Source organism: Rhizobium sp. Leaf371 (assembly GCF_001424045.1).
Lineage (GTDB): Bacteria > Pseudomonadota > Alphaproteobacteria > Rhizobiales > Rhizobiaceae > Ferranicluibacter.
The window spans coordinates 393,332-407,619 of record NZ_LMQB01000012.1 but is presented as its reverse complement, the minus strand read 5'-3'; the positions used below and the strand labels follow the sequence as shown (position 1 = coordinate 407,619).

Sequence of the window (14,288 nt, the reverse complement as noted above, 5' to 3'; positions counted from 1 at the left end):
GGCGATAAGGAAAGACGGCAATTTATCGTCATTGCCGCGGAAACCAAGACGGGCGCGGCGTTAATCTCGCGATCGGAGGCTAATCGTTTGAAAGAGAGGGGATGCCACGCGGCTTATCCCCTGCCGCGGCGCCCGTCTCCGAAGCATCCGGCGCGGGGGGCAGCGGGGCGAGCGCCTTCAGCGCGGCTTGTACGAAGCCGTTTCTGGCAGCGGACACGTCGATGCCACGCGGCTCGTAGACATGCCGGTGCAGGAAATAGCCGGTCATGCGCAGCGCATCCTCCAGGCTCTGCCGATCGGCCGCCCTCCCCTCGAGCGACAGAAAGGGCGGCAGCGCGAACATGCGGTCGGCATAGGGCAGTCCCGCCGTGCGACTGACGGCGCGGCCGGATTTCGGCGAAACGAAGGCGAGATCCTCAAGCGTTCCCGTCGCCGCGCAGCGGGCGAGATCGAGCCCGAAGCCGAGATCTTCGAGCACGGCGATTTCGAACCGGACGAACAGCTCGCCGGCATCGCGCGGATCATGCAGATGATCGAGGATGACGGACAGGGACGTGAAGAGGTGCGGATGCGGATCGCGCTCGGGCAGAAGGCGCAGCAGCGCCGCCATCGCCTGTACGCCATAGACGGCGGCCGCCGTTTCCATGAGGCGGGCCGCACGCAGTTCGAGCGGCTCCATCCGGAACTCGCCCAGATGCTCGTCCAGGCGGGCGCGCCATGTGACCTCCACCGCATTGCCCGGCTGCAGCACCGGTTGCAGCGCGCGCGACCGCCCGCCCCGGACCAGACCGAGATGGCGCCCCCGCGCCCGCGTCATCACCTCGGCGACGACGGACGTCTCGCCGTGACGTCTCACGCCCAGGATTATAGCCTCATCGGTCCATTGCATGGCCGGGTTCTACCCGCGTTCTGCTGATTTTTCAATCGTGCGTCGGCGCGTCCCCAGGGCGACCGAGAGAAAAACGGGGTCGCGATTCCGAAAACGAAGCACCGTTCAAATTTTAAGCATCCGGGAAAGCGGCCCGTAAAATCTCGCTGCTAGGGTGATCGCACAGGAAACGAAAAGCGCCAGACACGGCGCCGGTTGGAAACGCCGAGATGCGCTTCATCGAGGCGCCAGAAATGGAGAACAGTATGATCAGACATCTCATCTTGGCCTTCTCCGTAACGGCATCCATGATGGTCCCTTTGCAGGCGGTCGCTGCACCGCTCGGCGAACTCTCCCGCGGGGTCGGCTTCGTGAACCCTGCCCTCTATCTCCAGCAGAAGGGCCCGACGCTGGCGCCTTTCGCGCAGATCCGCTTCTGCTTGCAGAACCCCGGCGACTGCGAGGTCGGCTCCAGTGCGGCCATCGTCACGCTGACCTCGGAAAAGAATGCGGAGCTGCAGCGCGTCAACCGCGCCGTCAACGGCGCGATCATCCCCGTCAACGACCGGAGCGGCACGATGGGCGATGTCTGGCAGGCCGATGTCTCGGCCGGCGACTGCGAGGACTTCGCGCTCACCAAGAGACGCAAGCTGATGTCGCTCGGCTGGCCCGCCACGGCACTGCGCATCGCCGTCGCCCGCACCCGTGAAGGCGAAGGTCACGCTGTCCTCGTCGTCAAGACATCCGATGGCGATCTCGTCCTCGACAATCGCACCAGCCGGATCCGGCCTTTCCGTCAGGCGGGCCTCTCCTGGATCAAGATCCAGTCCGGCGAGAATCCCCGCCTCTGGTTTGCTCTGTAAGGCCGGGACCGGATAGGCGGTTGACAATCTTCGCTGCAGCGCACAATTTAACCATGAATCGGTGGCATTTTACCGGTTCACGTGAATTTGCTCGCAGCGGTGGTCCTTATGGAAACAATGAATCTGACATCGAAGATGATTTCGTCGGCGTCTTATGACGTGGCGGCAAGTGCTCTGCTGATCAAGTTGAACGACGGCTCCGTCCGGCGCATCAAGGCGCCGCGGATCATGTACGAGAACCTGATCTCGGCCGAGTCTCCCGGCTGGTACTATATGCGCCATATCCGGCCGCTTAAGTAACACGGATACGGTTCTCACGCGAAGCGATGGCGTCGGCTCTGACAGGACCGACGCCATTATGCGTTCTGGGACATGTTTCCTGTGTCCGCTCGGCGCCTCGGTCGGTTGCCGCCCCTGAACGGACGCTCCGCTCGCCCCGGTCCGCGGAAACCACGTCCCGCAGCATCGACCCGACCTCTCCTCAAGGCGTCCGTCAGATCCATTCCGGATCAGAAAAACGGTGGATATCTCTGCTTTCGCTCGTCTTCGGGGGATTGCGTCTCGTCTTCCCCAGACAACAGCCGCGTCTCCGGCAACCGATCAGTTCAGGAGATCGGGACGCCGATAAAGCTTTGCCTTGGCCATGTTGACCTTGCTCAGGATCGCCCCGACGCATTTGTCGATCACCATTGGTGCGCGATCGAACGCCTGAAGCACGGCCTTTTCCGAAATGCCGCCCCATTCCACGACAAAGACGAACCGGTCGATCAGATGCTCCATCGCGCGCGCATCGACCAGCGCTTCCAGCGGCGGAAGGTCGATGACGATGTAGTCCACCTCCCGCTTCATGCCTTCGAGGAGCGCCTGCATCCGATCGGACGACAGGAGATCGGCGGAATGCGAGACGCGGTGCTGGATGACGGCCGGCAGAAATTTCAGTCCGGTTCTCTGGTCCTCGATGAGGGTCGATTGCAGGGCACCTTCCTCCATCAGCGCCTGCAACAGACCGCGGGTCGCGGCCGGGGCGAGCGCGCGGGTCGCACCGGGATTGCGCAAGTCTCCGTCGATCAGAACGACGCGCTTGCCCTGGTCCGCCAAAAGCTTTGCGAAGTTGATGGCAATCGTCGATTTCCCTTCGCCGGGCGCCGTGGAGACGATGCCGATCACGGCTGCCCCGGATCTGCTCTTCGCGATGTCGATGGCGATCTTCGTGCTGCGCAAGGTCTCCGCGAAATCCGAAAACGGATTGTCGAGAACATAGCTTGCGAAAGCGGCCTGCGACCCGAGCAGCGGATTCGGCTCGAGACTCTTCGTTGCGTCCGTTTTGACGATTGCGGGAACCGTACCCAGAAAGGTCAGCCCGAGACGCTCCTGCACCTGCGCACCATTGCGGAAAAACTTCTCCCGGTTTTCGCGGCGCACGGCGACACTGCCGCCGCCGATCATTCCGATCATGAAGAAGAGCGCCATGATCAAGGACTTGCTCGGATAGTTCGGCGCTTCGGGCGGACGACCGCTACTGACGACGCGCGATCGGGAAACCGGAATGTTCTGCTGCTGGAGCGCCTGCTGATAACTCGCGAGAAATGCGCCATAGAGCCGGCGATAGGTTTCGGCCGTTCGCTCGAGTTCCCGCATCTGGACCTTGTCCTGTGATGCCAGGGTTGTCACTTCGGTGGCCTTCTTCACGCGATCGGTGATATTGGCCAATCGAGCCTCCGCGACGGTCAACTCGCTGAGATAGGTCTGGGCGACACGCTGAAGTTCCTCGAACATCAATTTGCGATAGCCGTCGATCGTCACGCGCTCACGGACGGCCTGAATATGGTTCGGACCGAAACGGCGGCTGAGATCGGCCTCGATGCGGACCGCGTCGAGATAGCGCTGGCGCAGATCATTTGACAGGTAGTTTCGGATCGTCCCCGTCACCTCGGAATCGGTTCGTCCGGAATCGACGATGCGCTTGATCTGATCATACTGCGCACGGAGATAGGACACGTCCGAGGTTGCGGCCGAAAGGCTCCTGTTGAGCTCCTGCAACTGCTGATCGGAGATGAGAGAGTCTTCCTCGGTCTCCTTGTCGGTCGTGGTCAACAAATCATGCTCGGTCCGAAAGGCCTGAACCGCCATGTCGCTATCCAGGGCCTGCTGACGCAGTTCCCCGATTTTTGCCTGTAGCCAGCTGCCTGTCTGCCGCGTCGCGTCGTAGCGCGCACTGAGAAGATCGGTCGCGTAGGCGTCGCCGATCGCGTTTACGATCCGGGCAGACATGTCGCCGTCCGTCGAGACGTACCGGACGCGCACGACGCTCGATTCCCCGATCCGGGTGACGCGCAGAGCCGACAGAAGCCCCGCTCGCGCAGATTCGCGCGCGACGTCCGCATCCGCAGTGACACGGCCGTCCGAGGCTATTCCCAGAAAGATCAATATCTTCGTCCGCACGTTCAGAAGAGATTCCTGAAGCGACCGGTTGGAATCCTGAAACAGCGGATCCTTGAGGAGGCCAAGACTGTCGATAACCCTGTCGAGCACCGCGTTGGAGGTGAAGAGCTGCATCTGGGTGAGGATGTAGGGACTGTTGCGCATCGGGTCGATCTTGGCCCAATCGCGCGCAGACTCCGACCGCCGCTCACTGGCGAGGTCGCCATCTTCATCGAGAAGGACAAGAATATCCGCGCTGTAGAACGGTTTGGCCACGGAAAGATACGCGCCGCCGACACACAGGGACACCAGCAGGATGATGAGAAAAATCCTCACCTGCCTCCTGATCACCGCAATGCACTCGTCAAAATCGATGAACTCGGCCCTGCTGCCAGGCGGTCCGATCGGAACGTCGATGCTATCCGTTTTATAGAGCTTCAAGACCACCTCTTTGCCGGCCGTCACCCTCCGGTGGGGTGCTTGCCGAGCCGTGTTATCGCGCTGCGATCAGTCGCATAAATTAGCGGGGCCAACAAGCGTCGATCAAGGGCTCCCGGCCAAGCTGACTGTGACGTTCACCGTCTCCGCCTTCGGCAGATCGATGACGACGGGCTCGCCGCCGATGGGCAGCCGACCGTCTTTCCACACCGCCCCGGACCCGCAAAGCGCCCGTGCCGGTGCGCCTTCCGACGTCCCGAGGGAAAGACTGCCCGTCTTGCCGGCCCCTGTGGTCCAGGCGACGAGACGTTGACCGTCGTCGCCCGTGACATGCAGCACGAACATGTCGGGAAATGGGCGCTCCAGCCGGAAGGCCTTCCCACCCTTGATAAGACGCGTCGCTTCGCGCACGGCGCAGGCGGCGGCCTTCGGTTTGTAGTCATAGTCGTACAAGCCGAAATTGAACTCCATCTCGTCCGGACTACGGCCCTGATCCTTCAACTGATAGACCCACGCCCCCTTCATCCAAGGGGTGGCGGCCGACCAGAGGAGAAACTGGGAGACATTGTCGGCAGCCGTTTGCTGGCTGATCACACAGGGCTTGCGCGCCGTCGGCCAGCCGAACTCCGTCACGTAGATCGGCTTCGGCACGCCATTGCCGGACAAACGCTCCTGCAGCAGGGAAAGCCTGTCGATCATTTCCGTCGCGGTGCGCTTGGTCTCGTCGGGGTCGCAGTGATTGTAGAGGTGAACGGACAAGGCACTCGCATCGCGGATCGCACCGCCATCGATGATCGCCTTCGTCCATTGCCAGTCCTGATCCGCCCCCACGGCCCCGGACAGAACGGTCGAACGGGGGGCAACCTTGCGAACAGCGGGCACGGCAACCTTCGCCAGGGCGGCATAATAGGCAGCGGCGCGTTTGTCGGACGGCACGCCCGCGCCAATCAACCAAGGCGGATTGAAGCCTTGCTGAACATTCCACTCGTTCCAGATCTCGTAGATCGGGTCGAAACCCTGCGTCGCTGCCGCCGCCCGCGCGGCGAAATCGGCAAAGGCCTGCCGCCCGTTCTTGGTCAAGGGCGGATTGCCCTCCTTCACCTGCTCGTTTCCATGGCCGAGAATGAGAAGCGGGCGAAGACCGGCAACCGCCATGAAATCGAACAGCTGGCGCGGCTGATAGGCGCCGGCCACGCTCCCCGGCTGGTCGAAGATCGGCCACACCAGATCGTCACGGTAGGAATCGACGCCGAGTTCCTTCAGGCGCGCGGCAGAAGGCTCGGCAACATAGTTCATGTCGCCGCCGATGCCGAAGTGAACACCGATGCCGATGATGAGCGGCTCGGGCCGCGAGACCAACGTCCGGGCATCGAAGGCGATCGTCTTCTCAGGGCCTTGAGACAAAGCCGCCGAGGGCGAGATCGCAACGGCTGAAAGAGCCAACAAAGCCGCAAACAGGTGTCTCACATCGCATCTCCACAGCCCGGCCCGACGCCGATGGCAATCTGTCGCCTATGCGTAATGCGTCCGATACCATTCGGCAAACTTTTCGACACCGACGTCCAGACCGATGTCCGGACGGAAGTTCGTCAGGGCGACCAGCAGATCCGGCGACGCATAGGTTCTGGGGACATCGCCCGGCTGCATGGGCAGCATGTTGCGCACCGCCGCCTTGCCCATCGCCGCCTCGATCGTCTCGACGAAGCGGAGAAGCTCGACCGGCTGACCTCCACCGATGTTCACGACACGGAAAGGCGCATGCTTCGACAGGGTGTCGTTGACACCCTCCGTCGTCACCCGATTGGACTCATTCGGCGGGATATCGGCCAGACGGACGATGCCCTCGACCAGATCGTCGATATAGGTGAAATCCCGGCTCATCAGGCCTTCGCCGTAGATGTCGATCGGGCGGTCGTTGCGGATCGCCTCGACAAACTTGAACAGCGCCATATCCGGGCGACCCCATGGGCCATAAACGGTGAAGAACCGGAATGCCGTGGTCGGAACATGGAAGAGATGGGCGTAGCTGTGCGCCATCAGTTCCATCGACTTCTTCGTGGCCGCGTAGATGGTCATCTGCTCGTCGGCCTTGTCGCTTTCGGCGAAAGGCACCTTCTCATTGGACCCATAGACCGACGAGGTCGATGCCAGCAGCAGATGCCGCGGCTTCAGGTTTCTGGCGATTTCCAGAATATTGAACGAGCCGACCACGTTGGATTCCACGTAGGAGCGCGGGTTTTCCAGGCTGTAGCGAACGCCCGCCTGAGCGGCGAGGTGAATGATGACATCCGGCTCGGCCAGATCGGCCGCGTGATCGATGGCCGCTTTGTCTTCCAGCATGCCGATGACCGGCTTGAAACCGTTCGACCGCTCCAGAATGGCATGCCGCTTCTTTTTCAGCTCGATGTCGTAATAGGCCGTCATCCCGTCGAAACCGACGACGAAGTGGCCTGCGTCCAGAAGCCGTCTTGCGAGGTGAAAGCCGATGAAGCCGGCCGTTCCAGTGATGAGAAAGCGCATGTTGACTTCTTTATACAATTTAAAGCTGATCTCAAACCCTGCCATTACCAAGAATATCTTTTCAGTCTTTCATACTTTAGAAGATATCGAAAAGCAGAGCCTCGTGTCACCATGCCCAATTTTCGCCTCTACCGCAATGCAACATCGTGGAATTACAACCGGATAGGGTGAGATGCTCTGCATTGCACCACTCTCCGGCCCTCTGTTGGCAGCGTTGAGCGGAGAGACGATCGACAATGCAGAGACTTGCTGGTGGACGTTTCGCCTTCCTGAGGAGCGTGGAAGACTTATGCTCTCCGCGCCTTTGCAACCGTTGCGCGAGCATCACCAAGCCTCCCCGCAACGGCTCCATGATACGTGGAGGCCGTTCCGTGACAGCCAGGATACAGGCCATCGATCTGCGCCTGATCCCTCTGAAAGATTGAATCTCCTCGAAGCAAAAAGGAAAGCCGATCGGGTCCCGAAAAACAACCGGGATATCCCTTCCCAAAATTCCGTTCTTCTCAGCACGTCAGAGTCCAGAAGAACCGGCAAAATTGAAATGGTCACGACATGCGCATCCTCGTTTTCTCGGCAATGTTTCCTCCCAATATACTGGGAGGCGCAGAGATATCCGCCTTTAATCTTGCATCCTGGCTTTTGAAACAGGGCCACGACATCGGGGTCGTCATGGCCGCAAAGACCCAGGAGGAACAGCGGTTCGGAGAGATGGTCGATGGCATGAAGATCTGGAGCCTGTACATGCCCAGGCCCTACCCGATCTTCAAGCAGGGGCGCGTCGAGAAGACATATTCCAAGCCGCTCTGGCATTTGCAGGATCATTTCGATCCCCGGAACCCGTCGCTTGTTGCGCCCATCCTCGACGCTTTCAAGCCGGACTTCTGCAATGTCCACTACCTGACCGGGCTGGGGCATAATGTTCTGGAAGAGATCGGGAAACGCGACATTCCGGTCATGTACGTCATGCCGGACATGGCCTTGTCCTGCAGCAAGCTGACGATGTTCGTGGACGGGAAGACCTGCGAGAAACAGTGTCTGACGTGCAAGCTCTCGGCGCGTTCGAAGCGCAAAGGCATCCGCGCCACCCGCCGGATCGGATTCTGCGCACCGTCCCGCGCCAATCTCGAGCGAAATGCACGCTTCCAGCCGCTCGCCGATTACCCCATGGCGCACATCCTCAACGCCAACAAGTACCCTGCCCCCACGATGGCGCGCAGCCCATCCGAAACCGTCCGCTTCATCTATGCCGGGCGGCTGGAGTCGGCCAAGGGCGTGGATGTCCTGCTCTCCGCAGCCGAGATGCTCAAAGCGGACTTCGATTTTACCTTCAAGGTGGTCGGGAGCGGAGCGGCCGAACCGGACTTGCGCGCCCGGTTCGATCATCATGACTGGATCGAATTCACGGGTCACGTTCCGCTCCAGCAGGCGATCGACACTATCGCCGGAAGCGACATGCTGTGCATTCCGTCGATCTGGATGGAAAACTCCCCCGGCGTCGTCATACAGGCGCTCGGCATGAGCGTGCCGGTCATCGGCAGCGATGTCGGCGGCATTCCCGAACTGGTCCGCCACGACGAAAACGGCCTTCTGGCGCAACCGGGCGACGTCGAGTCCTGGCGCGAGGCGCTGCATGCGGTTCTCTCGGACCGCGCACGCCTGACGCGCTTTCAGACGAACGCTGCCAACCGCGCCAGCGAATTCGACCAGGATCATCTCGGCGCGAAATATCTCGCGTTTATGGACGAAATTCGCAATTTCACGCCGGCATCAAGCGCCCAAGGCAATCTCGCCGACACATCGCGCAACGCAGCATCAACGGCTCACGCGAGCTGACACGCCGAGCCGCTTGAGCCGCCACGCCGCCCGGGCCGTTGACGCTTGATGGATGCGCGCACGCTCTGACGCTTGCGGCCCCGCTGCGCGCGTTGCGCTTCCGCCCACCGAAACGACATCGCGAAATTTAGTGCGCTGCAGCGAGCCCCATCATTGCCCTGCAGCATTTTTCTGATATAAAAGCAACCGCTGCACACTATACTTCGAACGCTGCGGAGCTTTCAATGTTACTGAATATTCACGAACGGCGTTTCGGAAACCGGAAGCTTTTTGAGACGTGCGACTTTGGTCGTTCTTATCTGATTCCCTGTGAAAAACTGGCTTCCGCTGCACACGATCGGGAATTTGGGTCCGTTCAACATGAGAGCGGACTGTAATGCGGATTCTTGTCGTATCAGCAATGTTCCCGCCGCATATTCTTGGCGGCGCCGAGATCTCGGCTTCCAACCTGGCTTCATGGCTCCTGAAGCAGGGACACGAAATCGGTGTGCTCACGGCTGCTCCCTCACCGGACGAGGAAAAATCCGGCGAGATGGTCGATGGCATGAAGGTGTGGGCGCGTTTCTTTCCGCGGCCCTACCCGATCCACAAGCAGGGGAATGTCAAGCAGACCTATCTCAAGCCACTCTGGCACCTGCAAGATCATATCGACCCGCGCAACCCGCGCATTCTCGGTGAGGTTCTCGACGCGTTCAAGCCGGATTTCTGCAACGTCCACTACATGACGGGGATCGGGCACAATGCCCTTGCCGAAATCGGCAAGCGGGATATCCCGATGATGTATGTCATGCACGACATGGGCCTGTCGTGCGTCCGTATGACGATGTTCTCCAAGGGGAAAACCTGCGAAACCCAGTGCACCGTCTGCAAGGTCTCGGCCTGGTCGAAGCGCAAGGGCATCACGGCGGCGCGGCGTATCGGCTTTGCCTCTCCATCGCGCGCCAATCTGGAACTGAACGCACGGCACCAGCCGCTCAACGACTATCCGACGGCGGCCATTCCGAACGCCAATAAATATCCGCCCCCAACGATCGCACGTCAGCCATCCGATGTTGTCCGCTTCGTCTATGCCGGACGCCTGGAAGAGAGCAAAGGCGTCGATGTCCTTCTGACGGCAGCTGAAGCCGCAAGGAAGGACTGGAATTTCACGTTCAAGGTGGTCGGCAAGGGATCCGCCGAAGCGGACCTCAAGGCGCGCTATGGGCATCATGACTGGATCGAGTTTACCGGCCACGTCCCGATGCAAGAGGCCATCGACCATATCGCCGGCAGCGATGTCCTGTGCATCCCATCCCTATGGTTCGAGGTTCTGGGCGGTGTCGTGGTGCAGGCGCTGCAGAACAGCGTGCCTGTCATCGCGAGCAAGATCGGCGGCATCCCCGAGTTCGTGGAGCATGACTACAACGGATTGCTGGTACAACCGGGTGATGTTGACGCATGGCGTCGGGCGCTGGAGACCCTTCTGTCCCAGCCTGAAAAGCTGGCACATCTCCGCTCCAATGCCGCAGCACGCGCCAGCGAATACGATCCGGATTATCTGGGTTCGAGATTTCTGGCGTTCATGGAGAAAATTCGCGATTCCGGGCCTGTCGGAAAGCGGGCGTAATGTCTATACAGACCGCCAGAAGGATCGCGCCCCTCTGACGAAGCATGGGCGTAAGGCAAGTGTGGGAAGGTTCGTGCGTCGCCATCGTCGCACAAATGTCGCTCTGGGGGGCCATCATCTCGTCTGAAAAGACGGAAGGAGTTACAGCCCTGTTTTCAAGATTGTCGTCTCTGCTTCGATGGGCAGCGTCCATCACTGCCGCCACGATCGCTTTGAGCGCATCCGCACTGGCAGAAACACGCTCCGTGACGTTCGATCCGATCGCGTCACACGCGCCCAGTTTCGAGCCGCCCATCATCGGCGTCAACGTCTATTACGGTCCGTCTCGCGTGCTCGGCTATATCAATCCCGATACGGGATTGCGCCAGTTGCACGACCTCGGAGCCACATCCACCCGTGACTATCTGATCTGGCAGTCCTTCAAGTTTCCGCCGGCGGGCGGCGTCGTGCTTGCCGGTGCAGGGCGCATGATGCGCTTCCTGCCGAAGTCCGATCTCCAGCCGCTGATCAACCTTGGGCACACCAATACGCTGACCGTGCCCGGCGGCGTACCGCCGCTCACCGACGAGGGGCTGCGTTACTTCGGAGCCTATCTCAGGAAAGCCGTCGAGATCACCGCCCCGTTCAATCCAATCTATGAGATCTGGAACGAGTGGAACATGACGATCGGCTTTGGCGCACGGGAAAAGACGCTTGACGGCGCAGGACCGCCGGACGATCCGCGGGCCGCAGTCCACTATGTCCGCGTGGCCAAGTTCGCCGTCCAGACGATCAAGGCGAAAATGCCGAGCGCGCGCATTCTCGTCGGCACTGTCGGTGACGACGCGAATTGGGAGTGGGCTCAGGCGGTGGTTCGGGGCGGCGTGCTCGACAATGCCCTCGGCCTGTCCGTTCACCTCTACAACCAGTGCCGCGCGGAACCGTCGAAACGCACGGCAGCGGAAATGATCGAACGTGTCGAGGATCTTCAGACCAAGCTGAAGACCATTCGCGGCGGCGTCGAGACGCCGATCTACATCACGGAGTACGGCTGGCCGACATCGAACGGCAATTGCGGGATGCCTTATGACCTCACGGCCTATAATTTTGCACAGTTTATCCTGCAGAGTACAACGATCCCGTGGATCAAGGGCATCTGGATACACGCGCTGAAGAACATCAGCCCGGATCCGGTCGATCGCGAAAGCAATTACGGTCTTTTCACCTATGACGACAAGCCGAAGATGGCCGTTTGTTTCGTCCGCACGGCAACCGATCTCGTCAAGTCGGCTGACGCCATCGAGGTCCAGCAGCCCCTCAAGGATATCTTCGTTGCCCGCATAACATCCGGAACGAGCCAGAAAATCGTCCTCTGGACGTCCTACGAACAGAGAAAAGCGACCTTCACGCTGCCCTTCGGGACCCCGACCGGGACGATGATGTGCGGCGATAATAATGTTGCAACGCAAAATGTTGCTCTCGGTCCGGCGCCCATCATGTATGATGTGGATGCAGCCAAGCCGTTCTCGATCGATATCACCGACTGATTCGCTCCACACACCTGACCGTCGGCCGTCCTGAAACCGATTGTTCTGAAACGGGTACCCATGCTGAAGTTCCTGATATTGCTGATGAACAGGGCCCGCGCGGCGCGAGCCGAGACGCATCCGCGCCCGCGCATCTGGATGATCGGCCCGATGCCGCAGCCATTGAATGGCCAGTCCAACTACAATGCCACCATCACCCGATTCTTCGAATCACAGGCCCCCACGACCATTCTGCCGACGGGCGGCACCGGGGCGGAGAAGATCGCAGCGGGCCTTCTGCTGCCCTTCATCATCCTGTTCTTCCTTCGTCGGGACGATCACGTCTACACGTCTCCTCCCGGCCAGAACGGCGTCTGGCTGTTTCTTCCCACCATCGCCGCGCTGCGTCTGCGCAAACTCGACCACATCGTCCATCACCATTCCTTCCGACCGATCAATCTCGGTCCGACGCGCGCAAGTCGTGTCCTGTGCCGTTTGGGCGGTCCGTTCCAGCGTCACGTCTTCCTGTCCGCCAGGATGCGCGACGGGTACGCGGCGCTCTACCTCACCGATCAACAGAAGAGCCGGAGCTTCGTGCTGCCGAATGCCTTTTTCTTCTACGACGAGAAGGGGCGCACGGCGGAGCGTCATGGCCCGGTCACGATCGGCCATCTGAGCGTGATCACGCGGGAGAAGGGCGTCGATTACCTTCTGCAGATGATCGAGAAACTCGCCGCGATCCGGAGCGATTTCCGTTTCTGCCTTGCCGGCCCCGTGGCCGACGCCGCGCTCAAGCAGGAGATCGTTGCGTTCTGCGAGCGGCACCCGACGATTTCGACCTATCTCGGCTCCGTGCAAGGCGACGCAAAGGCGCGTTTCTACGAAGACGTCGACATTTTCATTCTTCCCACACGGCTGGTAGACGAAGCGGACCCGCTGGTGATACTGGAAGCTTACAGCTATGGAAGCGAGATTCTCGCTTCTTCAACCGGATGCATCCCCGAGCGGATGCGTCTTCCGAGCATGCTCATCACCTTTGACCTTGAACAGGACGTACGGCTTCTCGACCGCGTAATCACGGAGGTTGCCGAGCAGCGGACCGTTATTTCGCAAGCTTGCGTCCTGCACGTCAAATCCATGCATGAAACATCCCGGTCGGATGCAAGGACATTCTTTGCAGCTTTGGGACTTTCCGTTCCCGACCCAAGAGAAACATCGTTGTGAGGTTCTCATGTCACACCGCCCCAGTCTGAATGTCATCATCGTCAACTACAGGACGGTCGATCTGACGCTGCGATGCATCGCATCCATCGTCGAGCAGAAGATCTGCGACCCGGAAGACATCATCGTCGTCGACAATCTCTCTCCCGATGATTCCGCAGAGCGCCTGAAGCGCGAGCTTCCGCCGTCGATCAAGCTCGTCCTCTCGCCGACGAACGAGGGATTCGGATCCGGTGTGAATATCGGCGCCACCAATGCCACGGCCGACTTTCTGCTCGTGCTCAATCCGGACACCTACTTCGAATTCGACAGCGTATCGCGCGTGCTCGACTACATGGCGGAGAACCAGGATGTGGGGCTGGTCGGCCTCGATCTGATCAACCCCGATGGGAGCCGGCAGTTTTCCGCACGGCGCTTCTATTCCGCGCTCGACGTGGTCGCACGCCGGGTGGCGCAACTGAAGCCGCTTCTGCAAAAGCATCTCGACCGGCACCTGATGCTGGATGCCTGGCCGCGTGAGGAGCCCTTCGATGCGGAATGGGTCATGGGAACGGGCTTCCTGATCCCCCGGGCGCTTTACAAGAAGCTCAACGGAATGGACACGCGATACTTCCTCTACATGGAAGACGTGGATCTTTGCGCGCGTGTCTGGTGCTACGGATACAAGGTCAAGTGCTTCCCCGGGGCAGAACTCGTGCACGACCACCAGCGCTCCAGCGCCAGCGGCCCGATGACGTTTGCAGGACGCGCACATCTGAAAAGCATGATGCTGTTTCGAAAGCGCTTCGTCCTTCCGCTCCTCAAGCCACCCGGCGTCCCCAGGATCATCAAATCCTGCACCGGAGTCCCAGGGCTTCCCCGCGCCAACGCGCAGGCCTTGGCAGAGTCTCTGGCGAATAGCCGGCGGGAGGCCAGCTCTACTCCTATCGGACAACAAGGCAGTTAGCCAACCCAAACGTTAGCGATTGACGACAAGACGGCTTGATTATAACAGTAAAACCGAAAGAGCCGGT

Annotated in this window: 11 protein-coding genes; 7 read left to right on the top strand and 4 right to left on the bottom strand. The window is 60.3% G+C overall.

From position 1 onward, the window contains the following. Positions 1–79 precede the first annotated feature (79 nt). On the bottom strand, positions 80–889 hold the full coding sequence (recO, locus tag ASG39_RS09840; RefSeq protein WP_082477114.1) for a DNA repair protein RecO: 810 nt from the start codon (positions 887–889) through the stop codon (positions 80–82). Between the two features lie 245 nt (positions 890–1,134). Between recO and ASG39_RS09835 the strand changes: the two genes are divergently transcribed. Continuing rightward, complete coding sequence (locus tag ASG39_RS09835; RefSeq protein WP_162242425.1) at positions 1,135–1,731, top strand: transglutaminase-like cysteine peptidase; 597 nt, start codon at positions 1,135–1,137, stop codon at positions 1,729–1,731. A gap of 117 nt (positions 1,732–1,848) precedes the next feature. Beyond that, positions 1,849–2,031, top strand: coding sequence for a KTSC domain-containing protein (locus ASG39_RS09830; RefSeq protein ID WP_062594794.1), 183 nt, complete (start codon positions 1,849–1,851; stop codon positions 2,029–2,031). 300 nt (positions 2,032–2,331) lie between these two features. Here the strand turns inward: ASG39_RS09830 and ASG39_RS09825 are convergent, their stop codons facing one another. From ASG39_RS09825 to ASG39_RS09815, 3 genes are all read right to left on the bottom strand, one after another. Then, the gene (locus ASG39_RS09825) at positions 2,332–4,599 is read right to left on the bottom strand and encodes an AAA family ATPase (protein ID WP_277995963.1); all 2,268 of its coding nucleotides are present in this window, start codon (positions 4,597–4,599) and stop codon (positions 2,332–2,334) included. Between the two features lie 96 nt (positions 4,600–4,695). Next, positions 4,696–6,057, bottom strand: coding sequence for a cellulase family glycosylhydrolase (locus ASG39_RS09820; RefSeq protein WP_156468096.1), 1,362 nt, complete (start codon positions 6,055–6,057; stop codon positions 4,696–4,698). A 45-nt stretch (positions 6,058–6,102) separates the two neighbouring features. Continuing rightward, positions 6,103–7,110, bottom strand: coding sequence for an NAD-dependent epimerase/dehydratase family protein (locus tag ASG39_RS09815; RefSeq protein ID WP_062594791.1), 1,008 nt, complete (start codon positions 7,108–7,110; stop codon positions 6,103–6,105). Positions 7,111–7,779: 669 nt separating this feature from the next. Here ASG39_RS09815 and ASG39_RS09810 point away from each other — a divergent pair. From ASG39_RS09810 to ASG39_RS09790, 5 genes are all read left to right on the top strand, one after another. Continuing rightward, entirely contained in the window at positions 7,780–8,943 is a 1,164-nt protein-coding gene (locus ASG39_RS09810; RefSeq protein ID WP_347360159.1) for a glycosyltransferase, read from the top strand. Between the two features lie 376 nt (positions 8,944–9,319). Continuing rightward, complete coding sequence (locus ASG39_RS09805) at positions 9,320–10,549, top strand: glycosyltransferase (protein ID WP_082477112.1); 1,230 nt, start codon at positions 9,320–9,322, stop codon at positions 10,547–10,549. Between the two features lie 245 nt (positions 10,550–10,794). Further along, a complete protein-coding gene (locus ASG39_RS09800; protein ID WP_062594788.1) occupies positions 10,795–12,075 on the top strand; it encodes a hypothetical protein in 1,281 nt (426 codons plus the stop codon). Positions 12,076–12,159: 84 nt separating this feature from the next. Then, on the top strand, positions 12,160–13,278 hold the full coding sequence (locus ASG39_RS09795; protein WP_162242423.1) for a glycosyltransferase family 4 protein: 1,119 nt from the start codon (positions 12,160–12,162) through the stop codon (positions 13,276–13,278). 7 nt (positions 13,279–13,285) lie between these two features. After that, a complete protein-coding gene (locus ASG39_RS09790; RefSeq protein ID WP_082477111.1) occupies positions 13,286–14,221 on the top strand; it encodes a glycosyltransferase family 2 protein in 936 nt (311 codons plus the stop codon). The last annotated feature ends 67 nt before the right edge of the window (positions 14,222–14,288 follow it).